We start from the raw sequence: 13,397 nt of genomic DNA on the forward strand, positions 1-13,397 counted from the left end.
CTTAAAAAAATTGTCTGATTTACTGTTGACAATCCAATTTAATGCGGACAGAGGGCTGATGTAGTATTAAGTTGTAAGTTTTTCCCCCATATCCCCTCAACCCGCTGGTGCCGGTACAGCCCGGCGGGTTTCTTCTATTCATATGGCTCTTGTTTTCTTCTCTTTTAGCCATTCCAACGGTTCTGGCCAAAGTACGCGTTTGCCACGAGCGCCTCCGATGTCATATACAGGAAAGCCCGGTTCCTCCACCATGTCATAAGCCGCCTGCTTCCGAATTTTCATTCGTCTTGCCATTTCAGGAACCGTGATGATCTCGCCAGAATACTGATTCAATTAACTCAACTCCTTTGTAGCCTCTCTCTCCCAAACTTCTGATAAAATGGGATTGTCCAGATCGCATTTAGAAGAAGAAAGGAAGTGAAAAAGCTGTGAATAAATATGCACTTAAATTGTTAGAAACCGCATATAAGAATTACCGACAGTCAGGTATAGCTCGTGCTGATGTACGCGGAAGCAATGCTGAGGAGATTGCGTACTATTTCAATGCTGCTGAATTCTTAGTTGAACAAGACTTCATTACTCCTCTTTCCAACAACATTGGCTATGACAGCATTGATCTTTTTAACTCTGTCATACGTTATGAGCTTACTGACCTTGGATTACAACATGCATTTTCTAGGTGGGAGAATTAAGCTTCACCGGAAATGAAAGTGTCAAAACACACTCAAGTTGCTGTCTATTCACCACAATATTTTTGAAGTGCTTGCGTAAATCTTCTGGTGTCATTTGTTTAAACTCTTCAAGTAACAGTTCACAGAGGAGTTGGGACTTTTCCTCATCGTTGCTCAACTCCTCCTTGTACTGGGCCGCTAAGAACGTGTCCAAAACTTGGCGAATGTCCACCTACCCCACCTCTTTTCTTGTTGAATATTCACTAGTTACCGTTTCGGTAACTTTTTCAATAAAAAAAAGCGATTCAATTGAAACATCGAATATATCTGCAACTCTTGCGAGTGCCTCTGCCGAAAACTTACCTCTACCTGATTCAAGATAGTAATAACCATTCGCACTTATATAACCAAGGAATCTAGCCATATCTTCAAGTGATAAGCCTTCATTCTTGCGGAGTAGTTTAATCCTACTAAGATCAACTCGCTTCACTTCATCACCCCTTTAATTACCGTATCGGTAACTTATGTATACATATTATATTACCGTATTGGTAATGTCAATACAGTAACGGTAACTTTTTTACCAATATGGCAATTATATTTTCTTTACCAAATTGGTAATGATAAAGTTATATAAACAAATATAATAATAAGGAGCAATTATGCAGACCCTTGGTGATCGTATTAAGTATTTAAGGGAAAAGCGGGCCATTACTCAAAAAGAACTTGCAAAAAAAACCGGACTTACAATTGTTCAACTATCTCGTTATGAAACCAATACTCGAAAACCCGACCCGGAATCGCTGAAATGTTTAGCCGATGCGCTTGAGACTACTTCTGATTATTTAATAGGACGAACTGATATGTACCATTCGAACGACGCTTCAAACGATCACAAAATTCATAATAAAGAGTTTGAGGATACTATTACGTTGATATTAGAAACTGCGAGCAAATGGGGATTATCCCCTACTGATCCAAAATTCAAGGAAGTATTCCTTAAGGTCATTGAGATGGTCGCTCTCGCACGTAGAGAGAATAGAAAATAACGCTTTTTCAAACTCCAAATATTCTTTATTCTCATTGTTAATTTCACTCATAGATGCCACCTCCAGTGTCTAATTTTTTTGTCTTTTTTTTTAACTACTTTATTAATTAGTTAGTTAGAATTTTTTTTCGTCCTCTAATTAACTAATCGATTAGATAATGACAACCTCATAACCAAAAATAACTCTGCGAGGCATGATCATGGCCATAAAACCTGGTCGTTGCCTGCTGAAGCAAAGATTGCGCGAAATACGAAAAGATCAACAATGGCTGAGTGAAGTGACTGGAATTGCGAAGTCTCAAATCTCCGAGTACGCCAATAACAGGCGATTGATGTCCCTGACAACTGCCATGAACATTGCAGCGGCTATTCGCTGTCACATTGACGATCTTTATGAGCGTATCGAATTCAGCAGCACTGAGTGACACTTGTCACTCCGACCGGGTAATAGTTCGCGATATAGCGAACTATTTATGCCGATCTCACCGTGCAGGTTCATATATATCTACATTTGTACGCTCCTCTTACAGGAACGTGAAATGAAACATATATTGTCGAATTGATGGAGATTATGTTGTACATTGCATTACAAAACTAACTGTAGCATGATCAATTGGTCGGAGTCTGTCGAATTTTAGTGCGATCAAGCCAATTTCAAAGGGGCTTAAACCATGTTTAAGGGGGATTGACATACCTACAGTTTTGTGCGGATAGGGACAAAACTACCATCATCAAAATAAACTTTGCTTCCATTGTCGTCAGTTTCGGTATAATCAATCAGGTTCTCGTTTACGACGGTTGAGCGATCATATGATTTGAAGCCATACTTAGCATATGCCTTCGAAATGTCCTTCAATGTCCTCAAACCTATGTAAGAGCCCGTTGAGGTATGATAGGCAGGACAGGACTCCTTACTCCTAGTTGGCTGCCACAAATCAATATAATTCACATCGTATAGCGAAATTTCGACAAAATCCGAGTCACTCCCATCACGATCATGAATCTTTACGCACGTTACTATCATGCTGGCTACTCCTGTTGTTTTTATTTCATGATAGAACAGCATGTAAAAACCTACAAAGTATTACATAATTAAATCCATAATTCGATAATAAATTTAACAAGATAAAATGAGCAAATTCCCAGCCGATGGGGTCATAAAGGATGTAAAGAAAGATGTTCTATTCATTATTAATTGCAGTCAGTTCAGCTTCCTTTGTTCTTTTTCTCCTTTGGGGAATAGTTTCTCTAATCAGACGTACTAAAAAAGCTAGGTGGAGTTTTTTAATCTCTCTTTTGAGTTTAGTAATACTCTTCATAGTTACACCTAGCGATGAGTCTAAACCAGTATCTAAGAGGGACTTATCTCAAGCACAAGATGATGTATCTTCTAAAGTAAGCACTGAAGATGGTGAGAGCACGCCTTCATACAGTGATACTGATAAAAAAACTGCCCTTCAAATTGAAAGCGTCATTTATAAATATCAAAAAGAAATGGACCCTTATGAGCGGCGTGGCGCTGAGGTTTTTGACATGATAAAGGCTGATGAAATCGATGATTCTGCCATTTATAAAGAAATTCAACAAGTCAACGATAAATATAAAGAAACCAAAAAAAACATTAATTCGATAAAAATTCCTGACGGGTTACATAGTGATCTAAAGGACGACTTGGAAAATATCTTGAAAAGTTTAAATGGATACTACACTTCCCGATCTTTAGCATATGGATATCTCTCAAAGTACGTTAAAGAGTCGGATGAAACACACATAGATACAGTGAACCAGCAACTGATGTATGCCAAAGATTTTTCTAGACAGTATAAAATGTATGTAACTATGTTATTTGGAAAAACAGGGTTGCCTGATGACTTAAAAGAGAGAGAATAACAGAATAAATTTCCAAACGCTTGGATTTTAGTTACAATAACGTTTAACCACTCATATAACTCTATAGCCCTTCTGGGCTTTTCTTTTAAAACAAAAACAGAACATATATTCTTAATTCCAATCAGGAGGTTCAACATGAGAGGACACATTGCACAAAAGGGAAAGAAATACTATATTGTCGTGGATATGAAAGATGAGGTAACAGGCAATCGTCGCAGGAAGTGGTTAGCTGGACCAAACGGTGGTTTTGATAGAAAAAGAGATGCTGAACGTGCAATGCCTGACATTCTCAGTGCTTTTAATAAAGGGACCTTTGTAGAACCGACCAAGAAAACTTTCGGTGAAATTATGGAGACCTGGCTCAAAGACAAAAAAACATCCGTTAAACATGGCACTTGGAAGTCTTATGAGTGGCTTGTAAACACGCACATTGTCCCGAATCTAGGTCAAGTTCCAATGACAAAATTAAAACCACAGCATCTTCATGATCTGTATCATAAAACTCTATTATCAAAATTGTCAGTTGGCTCAATTAAAAAAGCTCACGTTTTAATTTTAGACGCTTTGAATCGGGCAGTAATGTGGGGAATAATCACACAAAATGTTGCATCTTTCGTAGATCTCCCCCAAGGAAAAAAGAAAAAATTTGAGGTTTGGAATGAGCATCAATTAAAAACATTCCTCGACGCCGCATCTGAAGATCAATACTTCATGGCCTTCGAGCTCGCTGCCTCTACTGGCATGCGTCAAAGTGAGATACTTGCACTACCCCGAGCAGAGGTAGATTTACAGAGGAAAACGGCTTCGGTTCGACAAGCTTATACCATTTCTGAAATAGGACATGATCTTGATGATACTAAAAACGATAGCAGCGTTCGCTCCATCGCACTGTTTGCAAACACCATAAAGTTTTTAGAAAAACACTTTATCAAACAGGAGCGGGAACAAGCCAATAATAAGCTGTATAATGATTCCGGTTTAGTCATTCAAACGAGTGTAGGAACCCCCCTTGGCCCTCGTAATCTAATGAGACATTACTATCGTATTTTGGACACAATCGTAAAAGAGCATCCTGACTTTCCGCGGATTCGTTTCCATGATCTACGACACACTCATGCAACGCTCCTCCTCAAAGCTGGTATTCACCCCAAAATCGTTCAGGAACGCCTTGGACATTCCTCTATTAATGTAACTCTGGATACCTATTCACATGTGCTACCGAATCTTCAAGAAGCGGTATTAAGAAACATTGGGGATTCAATTACAGGGGAGTCCATGAACACCGAAGAACCCACTTTACTAGACTAAAGGGTAGAAAAATGGTAGAAGATTGTCCAAAACCACAAAAAAGCGCGTCCTCCAAAAAGCTTGGAAGTCGCGCTGTGCTTGAGTTTCATAGGATGCTGGTGAAGGGAATTGAACCCCCGGCCTACGCATTACGAGTGCGTTGCTCTACCCCTGAGCTACACCAGCAGGTCAGTATAGACTGACAACAAAAACTATTATACTCTTACTTACATAAAAATCAATCACTTACATCAACTTTTTCAACTAGGATTTGGATTTAGTTCGGTAACATTTCCTGTCGCGGTGCCAGATAGCTTATCTGCGACGGAACGGAGCTTTTGGCGGCTGGAGGAAGGCTTGTCGCGGCGGTCGTCGATTTTGACCGAGGTGGAGACACGCTTTGCTCCTGATAGGAATGGCGCTTCGTGCAGCGCAGCAATGGCGGTGAAAACATCGTCCAACGAACCTTCAATAATCGTACTCATGGAGGTAAGCTCGTAAGTAATTCCTTTTTGCGTCTTTAACACTTTCTGCATCTGTGCAACATAGTCGCTCAGGCTGGTACTGCCCGTTCCAATCGGGATTACGGTTACTTCTGCAATAGCCATCGCCAAGTTCCTCCTTTAATTTAAAATCGTCACTTCTTTAAAAATCTAAAACCTCAGTCCGATAGAGCGAGCAACCTTATTTCACAAAAAAAGTTCATATGTATACTGCTTGTTTCTTCAAAAGCCTTCCTTACACTCCATTGTACCGTTCGCACGACCTCAATTCAAATACAACCCGCGGCTTCTTTGCATTTTTCGCGTTTCCATTCCTTTTCCTTTACGTATGGCTTCAATTGTTGCTATAATACTCCTTGCGCTTATTTGAAATTTTAGGTTTCTCAACACAACATGTTGGGTTAAATATTTATAAGACGTCTAAATGTAGTGATGTAGCCGATAAATTGTACGGGAACCATCTTTCCCCCCTTCATTGGCAAGCGCATCGCTATTTCTATGTTATTAGATTACATACAGCCCCAAAATGCTGTCTGAACCAAGCAAGTAACCTGGCATTTTCAGCGTCGTTTTTCATTTTCACTGTCATTTATTTTCAAGTTTATCTCCCAAGTCAGGAAAGCGAGGAATTAATCCCATGCCACAACTCGTAACGAAACCAAACAACCGCCAGTTGGCTTTTGATGAAATACGTATTTCCGTTTATGCCGACCGTGTACTGAGCGGGCTGGACAAGCTGGATAAAGATCGTCTCATTCGCGGTGTAACCAGTAAGCTGCGCCGGGACGAAGTCACGGGCGACGAAATCAGCAACGCGTTTGCGATGGCTGCGCTTGAATTGGTCAGCAAGGAAGAACCGGACTGGAAATTCGCCGCTTCTCGTGCTTTACTCACCTCCTTATATAAAAAAGCGGCCACTCACCGCCGTTACAAATCCTATGCGGACGAGCCTTACGGCGCTTTTTATCCGCTGATTACCGATTTGGTCCAAAAAGGAATTTACCGTCAAGAGCTGCTTGATTACTACACCAAGGAGCAAATTGACGAGCTGGGTGCATCCATTTTGCCGAAAAATGATCTGCTGTTCGATTACATCGGGCTGTTGACGCTGTCTGAGCGCTATTTGGCAAACGATTTTGACGGACGCGTGATGGAGCTGCCACAGGAACGCTACATGATCATCGCGATGTACCTGATGCACAAGGAGCCTGCCGACAAGCGGATGGAGTTGGTGAAGGAAGCATACTGGGCGATGAGCAACATGTACATGACAGCGGCTACGCCAACCATGTCCAATGCCGGGAAAAAGGTCGCCGGACAGCTCTCCAGCTGCTTTATTGACACGGTGGACGATTCGCTCGAAGGCATTTTCGATTCCAACACCGATGTAGCCCGTCTCAGCAAAATGGGCGGCGGCATCGGCGTATACCTCGGTAAAGTACGGGCGCGCGGCTCCGACATCCGTGGACACAAAAATACAAGCTCCGGCGTGATCCCGTGGATTCGCCAGCTAAACAATACAGCGGTCAGCGTTGACCAACTGGGTACACGTAAAGGCGCAATTGCCGTCTATCTGGACGTGTTCCACAAAGACATTCTCGCGTTCCTCGACCTGAAGCTGAACAACGGTGACGAGCGGATGCGTGCGCATGACGTGTTCCACGGCGTATGTCTGCCTGATCTGTTCATGGAGCGGGTCGAAGCACGTGGCGAATGGAATCTGTTCTGCCCGCATGAAGTGAAGAAGGTCATGGGCTGGAAGGATGACAACGGCCGTCCACTAGGGCTGGAGGATTTTTACGATGAAGCCTTTGGTACAGGCTCCTTCCGCGAGAAGTATGAGGAAGCATCACAGCATCCGATCCTTTCTCGCATTACGGTGCCTGCCATCGACATTATGAAGCGCTTGATGAAATCGCAGTTGGAGACAGGTACGCCGTACATGTTCTACCGCGATACAGTAAACCGTGCGAACCCGAACCGCGCCCACGGTATGGTATATTCCTCCAACCTGTGCACGGAAATTATGCAAAACCAATCGGCGACCGTGGTGGAAAAAGAAGAGTTAGTCACCAAGGACGGACAAACACGCATTGTCATTTCCAAAATTCCTGGCGACTTTGTTGTATGCAACCTGAACTCCATCCATCTGGCTCGCGCCGTTCCGGCAGGTGTGCTGGATCGTCTCGTACCGATTCAGGTACGTATGCTGGATAACGTTATTGATATCAACAACATTGAGGTGCTGCAGGCACAATATACGAACAGTCAATATCGCGCAGTCGGTCTGGGTACGTTCGGACTCCATCATCTGCTCGCACTCGAGGGTATCCGTTGGGAATCCGATGAAGCGGTAACCTATAACGATCATTTGTACGAAAAAATTAACTATCTGGCTGTAAAATCGAGCATGGAGCTGGCGAAGGAAAAAGGCCGTTATGCCAAATTTGAAGGCTCTGACTGGTCTACCGGGCATTATTTCACATCGCGTGGCTATACGGACGGTACCCGTGAAGGCAAATTTGTCACCACGTCCGAGTGGAGTGAGCTTGCCGAAGAAGTCAAACAAAACGGTGTCCGCAACGCATGGCTGTTCGCCATCGCGCCTAACGGTTCCACGTCCATCATCGCAGGCTCTACCGCTAGCATTGATCCATTGTATGAGCTGCTTTCCTATGAAGAGAAAACAACCTACAAGATCGCTAACCCTGCACCGGACTTGAACGAAAAAACCATCTGGTACTACAAAACGGCTTTCCTGCTGGATCAGCATGCTTCGATCAACATGGCTTCTGCCCGTCAGCGTCATATTGATCAAGGCCAAAGCTTTAACCTGTATGTGCGCCCGGATATCAAAGCTACTGAATTTCTGGAACTGCACATCCATGCCTGGAAATCAGGTATGAAATCAACCTATTATGTACGCAGTCGCGCACTGACGATTGAAGAATGCGATAGCTGTGCATCCTAAAATAAAAGGAGAGAATCTCCCATGCAGTTACAAAAGATTTTTAACACGGAAGCACCTAACCGCTCTACCCGCATTATTGAAGGCGAAAACTCCGGCATTCTGAACTGGAACGATATTCGGATGCCGCATATGTACAAGCTGTATAAGGTGCTGCTGCTGAACCACTGGATTCCAGACGAAATCCCGATGTCCAAGGACGCATCCCAATTTCCTACGCTGGATGCCGAAGAACAGCGCACATTCAAAATCAACATCGGCCTGCTGGCCGTGCTGGATTCCATGCAAACGATGTTTGTCGGGGATGTAAAACGCTACTTTACCGATTCTTCACTGGAAGCTGTGTCGGCCATTATCGGTCAACAGGAAGTCGTGCATAATCAATCCTACTCCTACGTATTGTCCTCTCTGGTATCGGATCAGGAGCAGAAGGAAATTTTTGAATACTGGAAAAATGATCCTGTACTGCTGGAGCGCAACACGTTCATCTCAGACATTTATCAGGAGTTCCGTGATGAGCAGAACCCGCAAACCTTTTTCCAGGCGATGGTAGCCGATTTGATTCTGGAAGGTATTTTCTTTTACAGTACGTTCGCTTTCTTCTATAACTTGGCCCGTGACCAGAAGATGATGGCAACCAGCCAAATGATCTCGTATATCCAGCGGGATGAAAATCAGCATTGCTACTTTTTTGCCGAAGTGTTCAAGCAATTGTTGTCTGATTTCCCTGAGCTGGACACGAAAGAAAATACGGATTATGTATACCGCATGATCGACCGTGCGGTCGAGCTGGAAACAAACTGGGCGCATTACACGCTCAAAGAGGTTCGCGGCATTGACCTGAACGAACTGGGCGATTATATCAAGTATATGGCGAACATGCGCCTGAGACTGCTCGGTATGGACAAAGCCTACGAAGGCGTAGACGTAAATTGTATGCCTTGGATCAAGCCGTTCTCGGACGAAGCGCTGAACGCGACCAAAACTGATTTCTTTGAAGCAAAATCGCGCAATTACGGCAAGGTCGGAGACGACAACGGATTTGACGATTTGTAATTAACCAGATACAGCCTTAACTCGGTATTTACCGGGCTGGATCTTTTAATTAATTCCCTATACTCACCCGATTACACAAAACAGCCTAACGACGTATATACATCGTTAGGCTGTTTTGTGTTTCTATAGAATCCAGCAACTGATTGCGAAAAGCATAGGAAATCTTGGAAAAGTGCCCTATGGATTCAATGGAATAATCCTTACAATTAATAGTAAAGACAATGCATAATCACGTTTGCAATACATTGAGCGGCTACACTTTGAAGGGGTGCTTGAACATGATGAATTTGGCAAAACGCAACTATTGGTCTCTTAGTATTTTTAACTTCGCTTATCTGTTTACATGGTCTGCGGCCATGTCTTTTTTTGTCATTTGGCTGGGGCAAAGCCTGGGGATTTCAGAAACCTACACGGGGTTTCTATACGCGGCTAATTCAATCGTCGCCTTGGTCATGCAGCCCCTGTTCGGTTACTTATCCGACAAGCTGGGCTTGAGAAAACATCTGCTGTACATACTCTTTACGATCCTTTTGCTCGTCGGACCCTTTTTTATCTATGTGTACGGTCCATTGCTTCAAACGCAGTTCGTCATTGGTGCCATTGTCGGTGCGCTATTTATCGGCCTGGTGTTTAATGCAGGTAACGGTGTCGTCGATTCGTATATGGACAAAGTTTCGCGCAAATACGGCTTTGAATACGGACGAGTTCGTATGTGGGGTTCACTCGGGTGGGCGGCGGCTACTTTTGTTGCAGGACGGGTCATCAATATCAATGTAAATCTGACCTTCTGGATTGCCTCCGTATCCGCCGTTGTTGCTATGATCTGTATCTTCCTGACCAAAGTCGAAATTTCCGGACAGGAGCAGCAGAAAACAGAATCGTTGAAGCTAATGGATGTGCTGCATCTCGTACGTACCACAAAGTTCTGGTTTCTTATGCTATTTATGGTGGGTGTAACCCAAATCTACGAGGTATATGACCAGCAGTTTGCCACATATTTCGTATCGCAGTTCAGTTCCAAAGCGGAAGGAAATCAATTCCTTGGCGATTTGAGCGCTGTGCAGGTTTTCCTGGAATTTGTGTTCCTGTTTGTTACTCCTTGGTTTGTGAACAAAACGACCGCCAAATGGGCATTGATTATTGCCGGGGCGATTATGTCGTTGCGTATTATCGGTTCTTCGCTGCCATTCGGCGCCATATGGGTGGCTGCGATGAAGATGATTCACTCCCTGGAGAAACCGCTTATTCTGGTGGCCATCTTCAAGTACATTACCGTTAACTTTGACCAGCGGTTATCCTCCACCATGTACCTGCTGTATTTGTTTATGGGCTCCTTGGTGGTTTCCGTTTTCTCGCCAATTGTCGGACATATGTATGAAGTTATGAATTTCCCAATTACTTATGTAATTCTGGGTTCCATTGCAGGTCTGTTCACCATCATTTCCTGCTTTACGCTGACAGCAGACAAGAAGAATGGGGAGCGGTATTTGGAGGAACGTCGCAAGCAGGACCTGAAAAGAGCAGTTAAAAAAGCTGAAACAGTTCATTCGTAATCTAATGGTGACATCGACCTCCAAATCATAAGGTTTGTCCGCAAGGCTGCATTTGCTGAAAAATATACTGGAGCAAGTAGCCGATGTCTCTATGAGCCACACGGATCAGACAGCCGGAATGGCGGAAGATGTATCGGCAAGCCGGCAAGCGCCCAAAAGCAGACCATTGCGGTAAAAGAATTATCCGAAGTATCACGTAATCTGACCTATTCCGGGTGAAGACCAACGAACAATAGATATTTATTTAATCACTACCTATTTTTAAAAGGGAATGAACCTAACGCCGTTTGTGGCAAGGTCATCCCCTTTTTTTAGTTTCAGCCGAATCTTCGAGATACAATTTTAAAATAGTCGCATGCCCCGAAGCTGAGAAGTTCACCTTCGTGAGCGTGGCGCATACATATAACCTAGAACCGTGTAATCCAGTCCATAGCTCCACACTGTACCAACGCAGCTCACGACGGAGGCATCAATGCTGTTTTTACTTGTTTTGTATAGGAAGGATAGCCGCCCGTATGCTGGAGCATTTCGATTTCACGCAAAATACGCGGCAAGTCAGCGACCGAGTTCATGACGATGTGGGCTCCTGCCCTTTTTAATCCGTATACGTTCTGTCTGCGCCGTTCCTCAGCCACTCTGTCGTCGGATTCACGGTTAGTTGCCTGCGGCGCGGTCAGCGCACCTTCGCTATGATTCAGCACACCTATTGTCCACACACCAGCATTCCTGCCCTCTTGCATATCTGCCGCCGTATCTCCTACTTTTACAATATCGCTAAGCGGAAAAACCTGTAAGCGGTGCGCAATCTCATAGATCATCCATGGATAAGGACGCCCTTGTGAAACTTCACAGGGAGCTACTGTGCAATCCAGTGCATATGGGGACTGTGCAGGCGTAAAAGCGTTGCCCAGCATCTCCATCGGGCAAGATGCGGTGGCGCCTGACTGAATCCGCCGATCCTGCAACTCATTCAGCGCTTTATCCATACCGAAAGTGGGTTCAGCTCCCTGAATCAAGGAACGAAGAACAGGGACAAGCTCAAGGTAAATATGCTCAATATCCGCCCTCCCGGGGTGCGTACCGAAGCAATCCAGCCATTTTTTCCGAACCTCTGAAAGTGCCAGCACATTCGCAATATGATCACGGATCGATAATCCTCGCCCATGAGATGCCTGTTCTTCGGTTACCTGTACACCCTTCCATCTGAAAATATCGCGTATTCCCTGGATTAAGCCCCGTCCTCCGGGGTCCAACAATGTACTTTCGAGATTAAAAATAACCGCTTGTATCATGCAATCCCCGCCTCTCCGTAACGCGGCTATCCGCTGTCATTATTTCTTAGGACCATGATACACAGCTAACGTAAACTGAAATGCCGTAAAGCGTCAGCGGAGTGTAATTGAAAATAAATTCCTTGATTGGTTGTGGATTACTGATCGTGATGAAGTGTACTAAGGAGGAATCGCAACATGAGACATCCATGGAATGAATATAATCCCAAGATGCCTTGGCGAATGGAGCTAGGTTGTTATGCGCTGAACAAACTGGCTTGCGGAGGACTGGTGTTCGGCCTGTTATGGGTCTATTGCTATATAGCAGAGTCAATTACGGGGATTCCTGTAACCATCGCAAGTAATAGCGGTGAGCTGACTGCGCAGCTATGGGCATATGGTTTTGCCCTACCGGCCGCTCTTGTCGCCGATGCGCTGCACGATCTCTTGCCCTGGCTGCGAAAGCCGGAGCGGCTCACCCTGTACCTTGCCGCAGGATTCAGTATCTTCCTCCTGCTCGGTTCTTTTATATCGCTTGAAGGAACGGGCGTCTCATGGAGTAACGGCATCGCGGGTACAGGGATCACATTACTATATTACCGGGGAAGGCATTATGCAGGAAGACCCTGGCTGAGCCGTGAATTTGGGGTACAGATCATCTTGGCCTTCCTCCTTCCCTTACTATTATGGACTATAGGGCTTCAATAATGTCACCCGCAATGACCGAGACGGCATGCAGGCGATGACGCGCTGCTGTTTCTCCAGCCGAACCATGCAGGTATACTCCAAAGGCTGCTGCCTGCGAAGCACTCAAGCCCTGCGCCAGCAAGCCTGCAATGATGCCTGTCAGCACATCACCTGCACCGCCTGTCGCCATCCCGGCGTGGCCTGTCGTGTTGACATAGGCCGTTCCGTCCGGGCACGCAATGACGGTACGCGCTCCCTTGAGCACCAGCGTCACCCCGCGTATTTGGGCGTACTGCCGGGCATGGGCGATGCGGTCACGCTGCACCTCGGCCGTCGATATGCCCAGCAGACGGGCCATCTCGCCGGGGTGTGGCGTCAGTACAACCGCCGCGCTTCTCGGCTTCCAGGCATCAAGCTCTGGCCCCGCCGCAGCGAGGATGTTCAGAGCGTCCGCATCAAGTAC

The 13,397-nt window shown here is 45.0% G+C and carries 17 protein-coding genes and 1 tRNA gene; 10 read left to right on the forward strand and 8 right to left on the reverse strand.

The features are described 5' to 3' along the window. Positions 1-138: 138 nt before the first annotated feature. Positions 139-333 (reverse strand): hypothetical protein, encoded by a 195-nt coding sequence (locus L696_RS0105525; RefSeq protein ID WP_025682761.1) that lies wholly within the window; start codon positions 331-333, stop codon positions 139-141. Positions 334-428: 95 nt separating this feature from the next. Between L696_RS0105525 and L696_RS0105530 the strand changes: the two genes are divergently transcribed. Next, positions 429-692 carry a hypothetical protein gene (locus L696_RS0105530; RefSeq protein ID WP_025682762.1) on the forward strand — a complete coding sequence of 88 codons (264 nt, stop codon included), beginning with the start codon at positions 429-431 and terminating at the stop codon, positions 690-692. Here L696_RS0105530 and L696_RS0105535 read toward each other — a convergent pair. Both L696_RS0105535 and L696_RS0105540 read right to left on the reverse strand, forming a co-directional pair. Further along, positions 676-903: a hypothetical protein gene (locus L696_RS0105535; RefSeq protein WP_025682763.1), complete on the reverse strand. Its 228-nt coding sequence runs from the start codon at positions 901-903 to the stop codon at positions 676-678. The two genes, L696_RS0105530 and L696_RS0105535, sit on opposite strands and share 17 nt — an antisense overlap. Next, positions 904-1,161 (reverse strand): helix-turn-helix transcriptional regulator, encoded by a 258-nt coding sequence (locus tag L696_RS0105540; protein WP_025682764.1) that lies wholly within the window; start codon positions 1,159-1,161, stop codon positions 904-906. A 172-nt stretch (positions 1,162-1,333) separates the two neighbouring features. Between L696_RS0105540 and L696_RS29240 the strand changes: the two genes are divergently transcribed. Both L696_RS29240 and L696_RS0105550 read left to right on the forward strand, forming a co-directional pair. After that, on the forward strand, positions 1,334-1,720 hold the full coding sequence (locus L696_RS29240; protein WP_025682765.1) for a helix-turn-helix domain-containing protein: 387 nt from the start codon (positions 1,334-1,336) through the stop codon (positions 1,718-1,720). A gap of 199 nt (positions 1,721-1,919) precedes the next feature. Then, the gene (locus tag L696_RS0105550) at positions 1,920-2,144 is read left to right on the forward strand and encodes a helix-turn-helix domain-containing protein (protein WP_025682766.1); all 225 of its coding nucleotides are present in this window, start codon (positions 1,920-1,922) and stop codon (positions 2,142-2,144) included. Positions 2,145-2,413: 269 nt separating this feature from the next. On the opposite strand, the gene L696_RS0105555 is transcribed toward L696_RS0105550, so the two are convergent. Next, positions 2,414-2,743: a LytTR family transcriptional regulator DNA-binding domain-containing protein gene (locus L696_RS0105555; RefSeq protein WP_025682767.1), complete on the reverse strand. Its 330-nt coding sequence runs from the start codon at positions 2,741-2,743 to the stop codon at positions 2,414-2,416. Positions 2,744-2,895: 152 nt separating this feature from the next. Here L696_RS0105555 and L696_RS0105560 point away from each other — a divergent pair, with 152 nt between their 5' ends. Beyond that, positions 2,896-3,609 carry a hypothetical protein gene (locus L696_RS0105560; RefSeq protein WP_025682768.1) on the forward strand — a complete coding sequence of 238 codons (714 nt, stop codon included), beginning with the start codon at positions 2,896-2,898 and terminating at the stop codon, positions 3,607-3,609. 135 nt (positions 3,610-3,744) lie between these two features. Then, positions 3,745-4,917, forward strand: a complete 1,173-nt coding sequence (locus L696_RS0105565) for a tyrosine-type recombinase/integrase (protein WP_025682769.1) — start codon at positions 3,745-3,747, stop codon at positions 4,915-4,917. Positions 4,918-5,010: 93 nt separating this feature from the next. On the opposite strand, the gene L696_RS0105570 is transcribed toward L696_RS0105565, so the two are convergent. Together L696_RS0105570 and L696_RS0105575 are read right to left on the reverse strand one after the other, a co-directional pair. After that, positions 5,011-5,082, reverse strand: a tRNA-Thr gene (locus L696_RS0105570). Between the two features lie 74 nt (positions 5,083-5,156). Next, positions 5,157-5,504: an MTH1187 family thiamine-binding protein gene (locus tag L696_RS0105575; protein WP_025682770.1), complete on the reverse strand. Its 348-nt coding sequence runs from the start codon at positions 5,502-5,504 to the stop codon at positions 5,157-5,159. 532 nt (positions 5,505-6,036) lie between these two features. Between L696_RS0105575 and L696_RS0105580 the strand changes: the two genes are divergently transcribed. From L696_RS0105580 to L696_RS32310, 4 genes are all read left to right on the forward strand, one after another. Beyond that, positions 6,037-8,370, forward strand: coding sequence for a ribonucleoside-diphosphate reductase subunit alpha (locus L696_RS0105580; protein ID WP_025682771.1), 2,334 nt, complete (start codon positions 6,037-6,039; stop codon positions 8,368-8,370). Positions 8,371-8,391: 21 nt separating this feature from the next. Next, a complete protein-coding gene (locus tag L696_RS0105585) occupies positions 8,392-9,423 on the forward strand; it encodes a ribonucleotide-diphosphate reductase subunit beta (RefSeq protein ID WP_025682772.1) in 1,032 nt (343 codons plus the stop codon). 278 nt (positions 9,424-9,701) lie between these two features. After that, entirely contained in the window at positions 9,702-10,976 is a 1,275-nt protein-coding gene (locus tag L696_RS0105590; RefSeq protein ID WP_049827285.1) for an oligosaccharide MFS transporter, read from the forward strand. Between the two features lie 52 nt (positions 10,977-11,028). After that, positions 11,029-11,151 (forward strand): hypothetical protein, encoded by a 123-nt coding sequence (locus tag L696_RS32310; RefSeq protein ID WP_280740121.1) that lies wholly within the window; start codon positions 11,029-11,031, stop codon positions 11,149-11,151. A 280-nt stretch (positions 11,152-11,431) separates the two neighbouring features. Here L696_RS32310 and L696_RS0105595 read toward each other — a convergent pair whose 3' ends face one another. Next, complete coding sequence (locus tag L696_RS0105595) at positions 11,432-12,268, reverse strand: HAD hydrolase-like protein (protein ID WP_025682774.1); 837 nt, start codon at positions 12,266-12,268, stop codon at positions 11,432-11,434. A 177-nt stretch (positions 12,269-12,445) separates the two neighbouring features. Here L696_RS0105595 and L696_RS0105600 point away from each other — a divergent pair, with 177 nt between their 5' ends. After that, entirely contained in the window at positions 12,446-12,955 is a 510-nt protein-coding gene (locus tag L696_RS0105600; RefSeq protein ID WP_025682775.1) for a hypothetical protein, read from the forward strand. On the opposite strand, the gene L696_RS28270 is transcribed toward L696_RS0105600, so the two are convergent. Beyond that, the coding region (locus L696_RS28270) for an ADP-dependent NAD(P)H-hydrate dehydratase (RefSeq protein ID WP_162472149.1) at positions 12,939-13,397 on the reverse strand (459 nt) is incomplete at its 5' end. The two genes, L696_RS0105600 and L696_RS28270, sit on opposite strands and share 17 nt — an antisense overlap.

The organism is Paenibacillus maysiensis (genome assembly GCF_000520815.1).
Taxonomy (GTDB): Bacteria; Bacillota; Bacilli; order Paenibacillales; family Paenibacillaceae; genus Paenibacillus; species Paenibacillus maysiensis.

Coding starts and splice junctions, on each gene's coding strand:
- L696_RS0105555 (WP_025682767.1), bottom strand. CDS start 2,743: ATGATAGTAACGTGCGTAAAGATTCATGATCGTGATGGGAGTGACTCG.
- L696_RS29240 (WP_025682765.1), top strand. CDS start 1,334: ATGCAGACCCTTGGTGATCGTATTAAGTATTTAAGGGAAAAGCGGGCC.
- L696_RS0105595 (WP_025682774.1), bottom strand. CDS start 12,268: ATGATACAAGCGGTTATTTTTAATCTCGAAAGTACATTGTTGGACCCC.
- L696_RS0105560 (WP_025682768.1), top strand. CDS start 2,896: ATGTTCTATTCATTATTAATTGCAGTCAGTTCAGCTTCCTTTGTTCTT.
- L696_RS0105580 (WP_025682771.1), top strand. CDS start 6,037: ATGCCACAACTCGTAACGAAACCAAACAACCGCCAGTTGGCTTTTGAT.
- L696_RS0105590 (WP_049827285.1), top strand. CDS start 9,702: ATGATGAATTTGGCAAAACGCAACTATTGGTCTCTTAGTATTTTTAAC.
- L696_RS0105565 (WP_025682769.1), top strand. CDS start 3,745: ATGAGAGGACACATTGCACAAAAGGGAAAGAAATACTATATTGTCGTG.
- L696_RS0105585 (WP_025682772.1), top strand. CDS start 8,392: ATGCAGTTACAAAAGATTTTTAACACGGAAGCACCTAACCGCTCTACC.
- L696_RS0105575 (WP_025682770.1), bottom strand. CDS start 5,504: ATGGCTATTGCAGAAGTAACCGTAATCCCGATTGGAACGGGCAGTACC.
- L696_RS0105550 (WP_025682766.1), top strand. CDS start 1,920: ATGGCCATAAAACCTGGTCGTTGCCTGCTGAAGCAAAGATTGCGCGAA.
- L696_RS0105600 (WP_025682775.1), top strand. CDS start 12,446: ATGAGACATCCATGGAATGAATATAATCCCAAGATGCCTTGGCGAATG.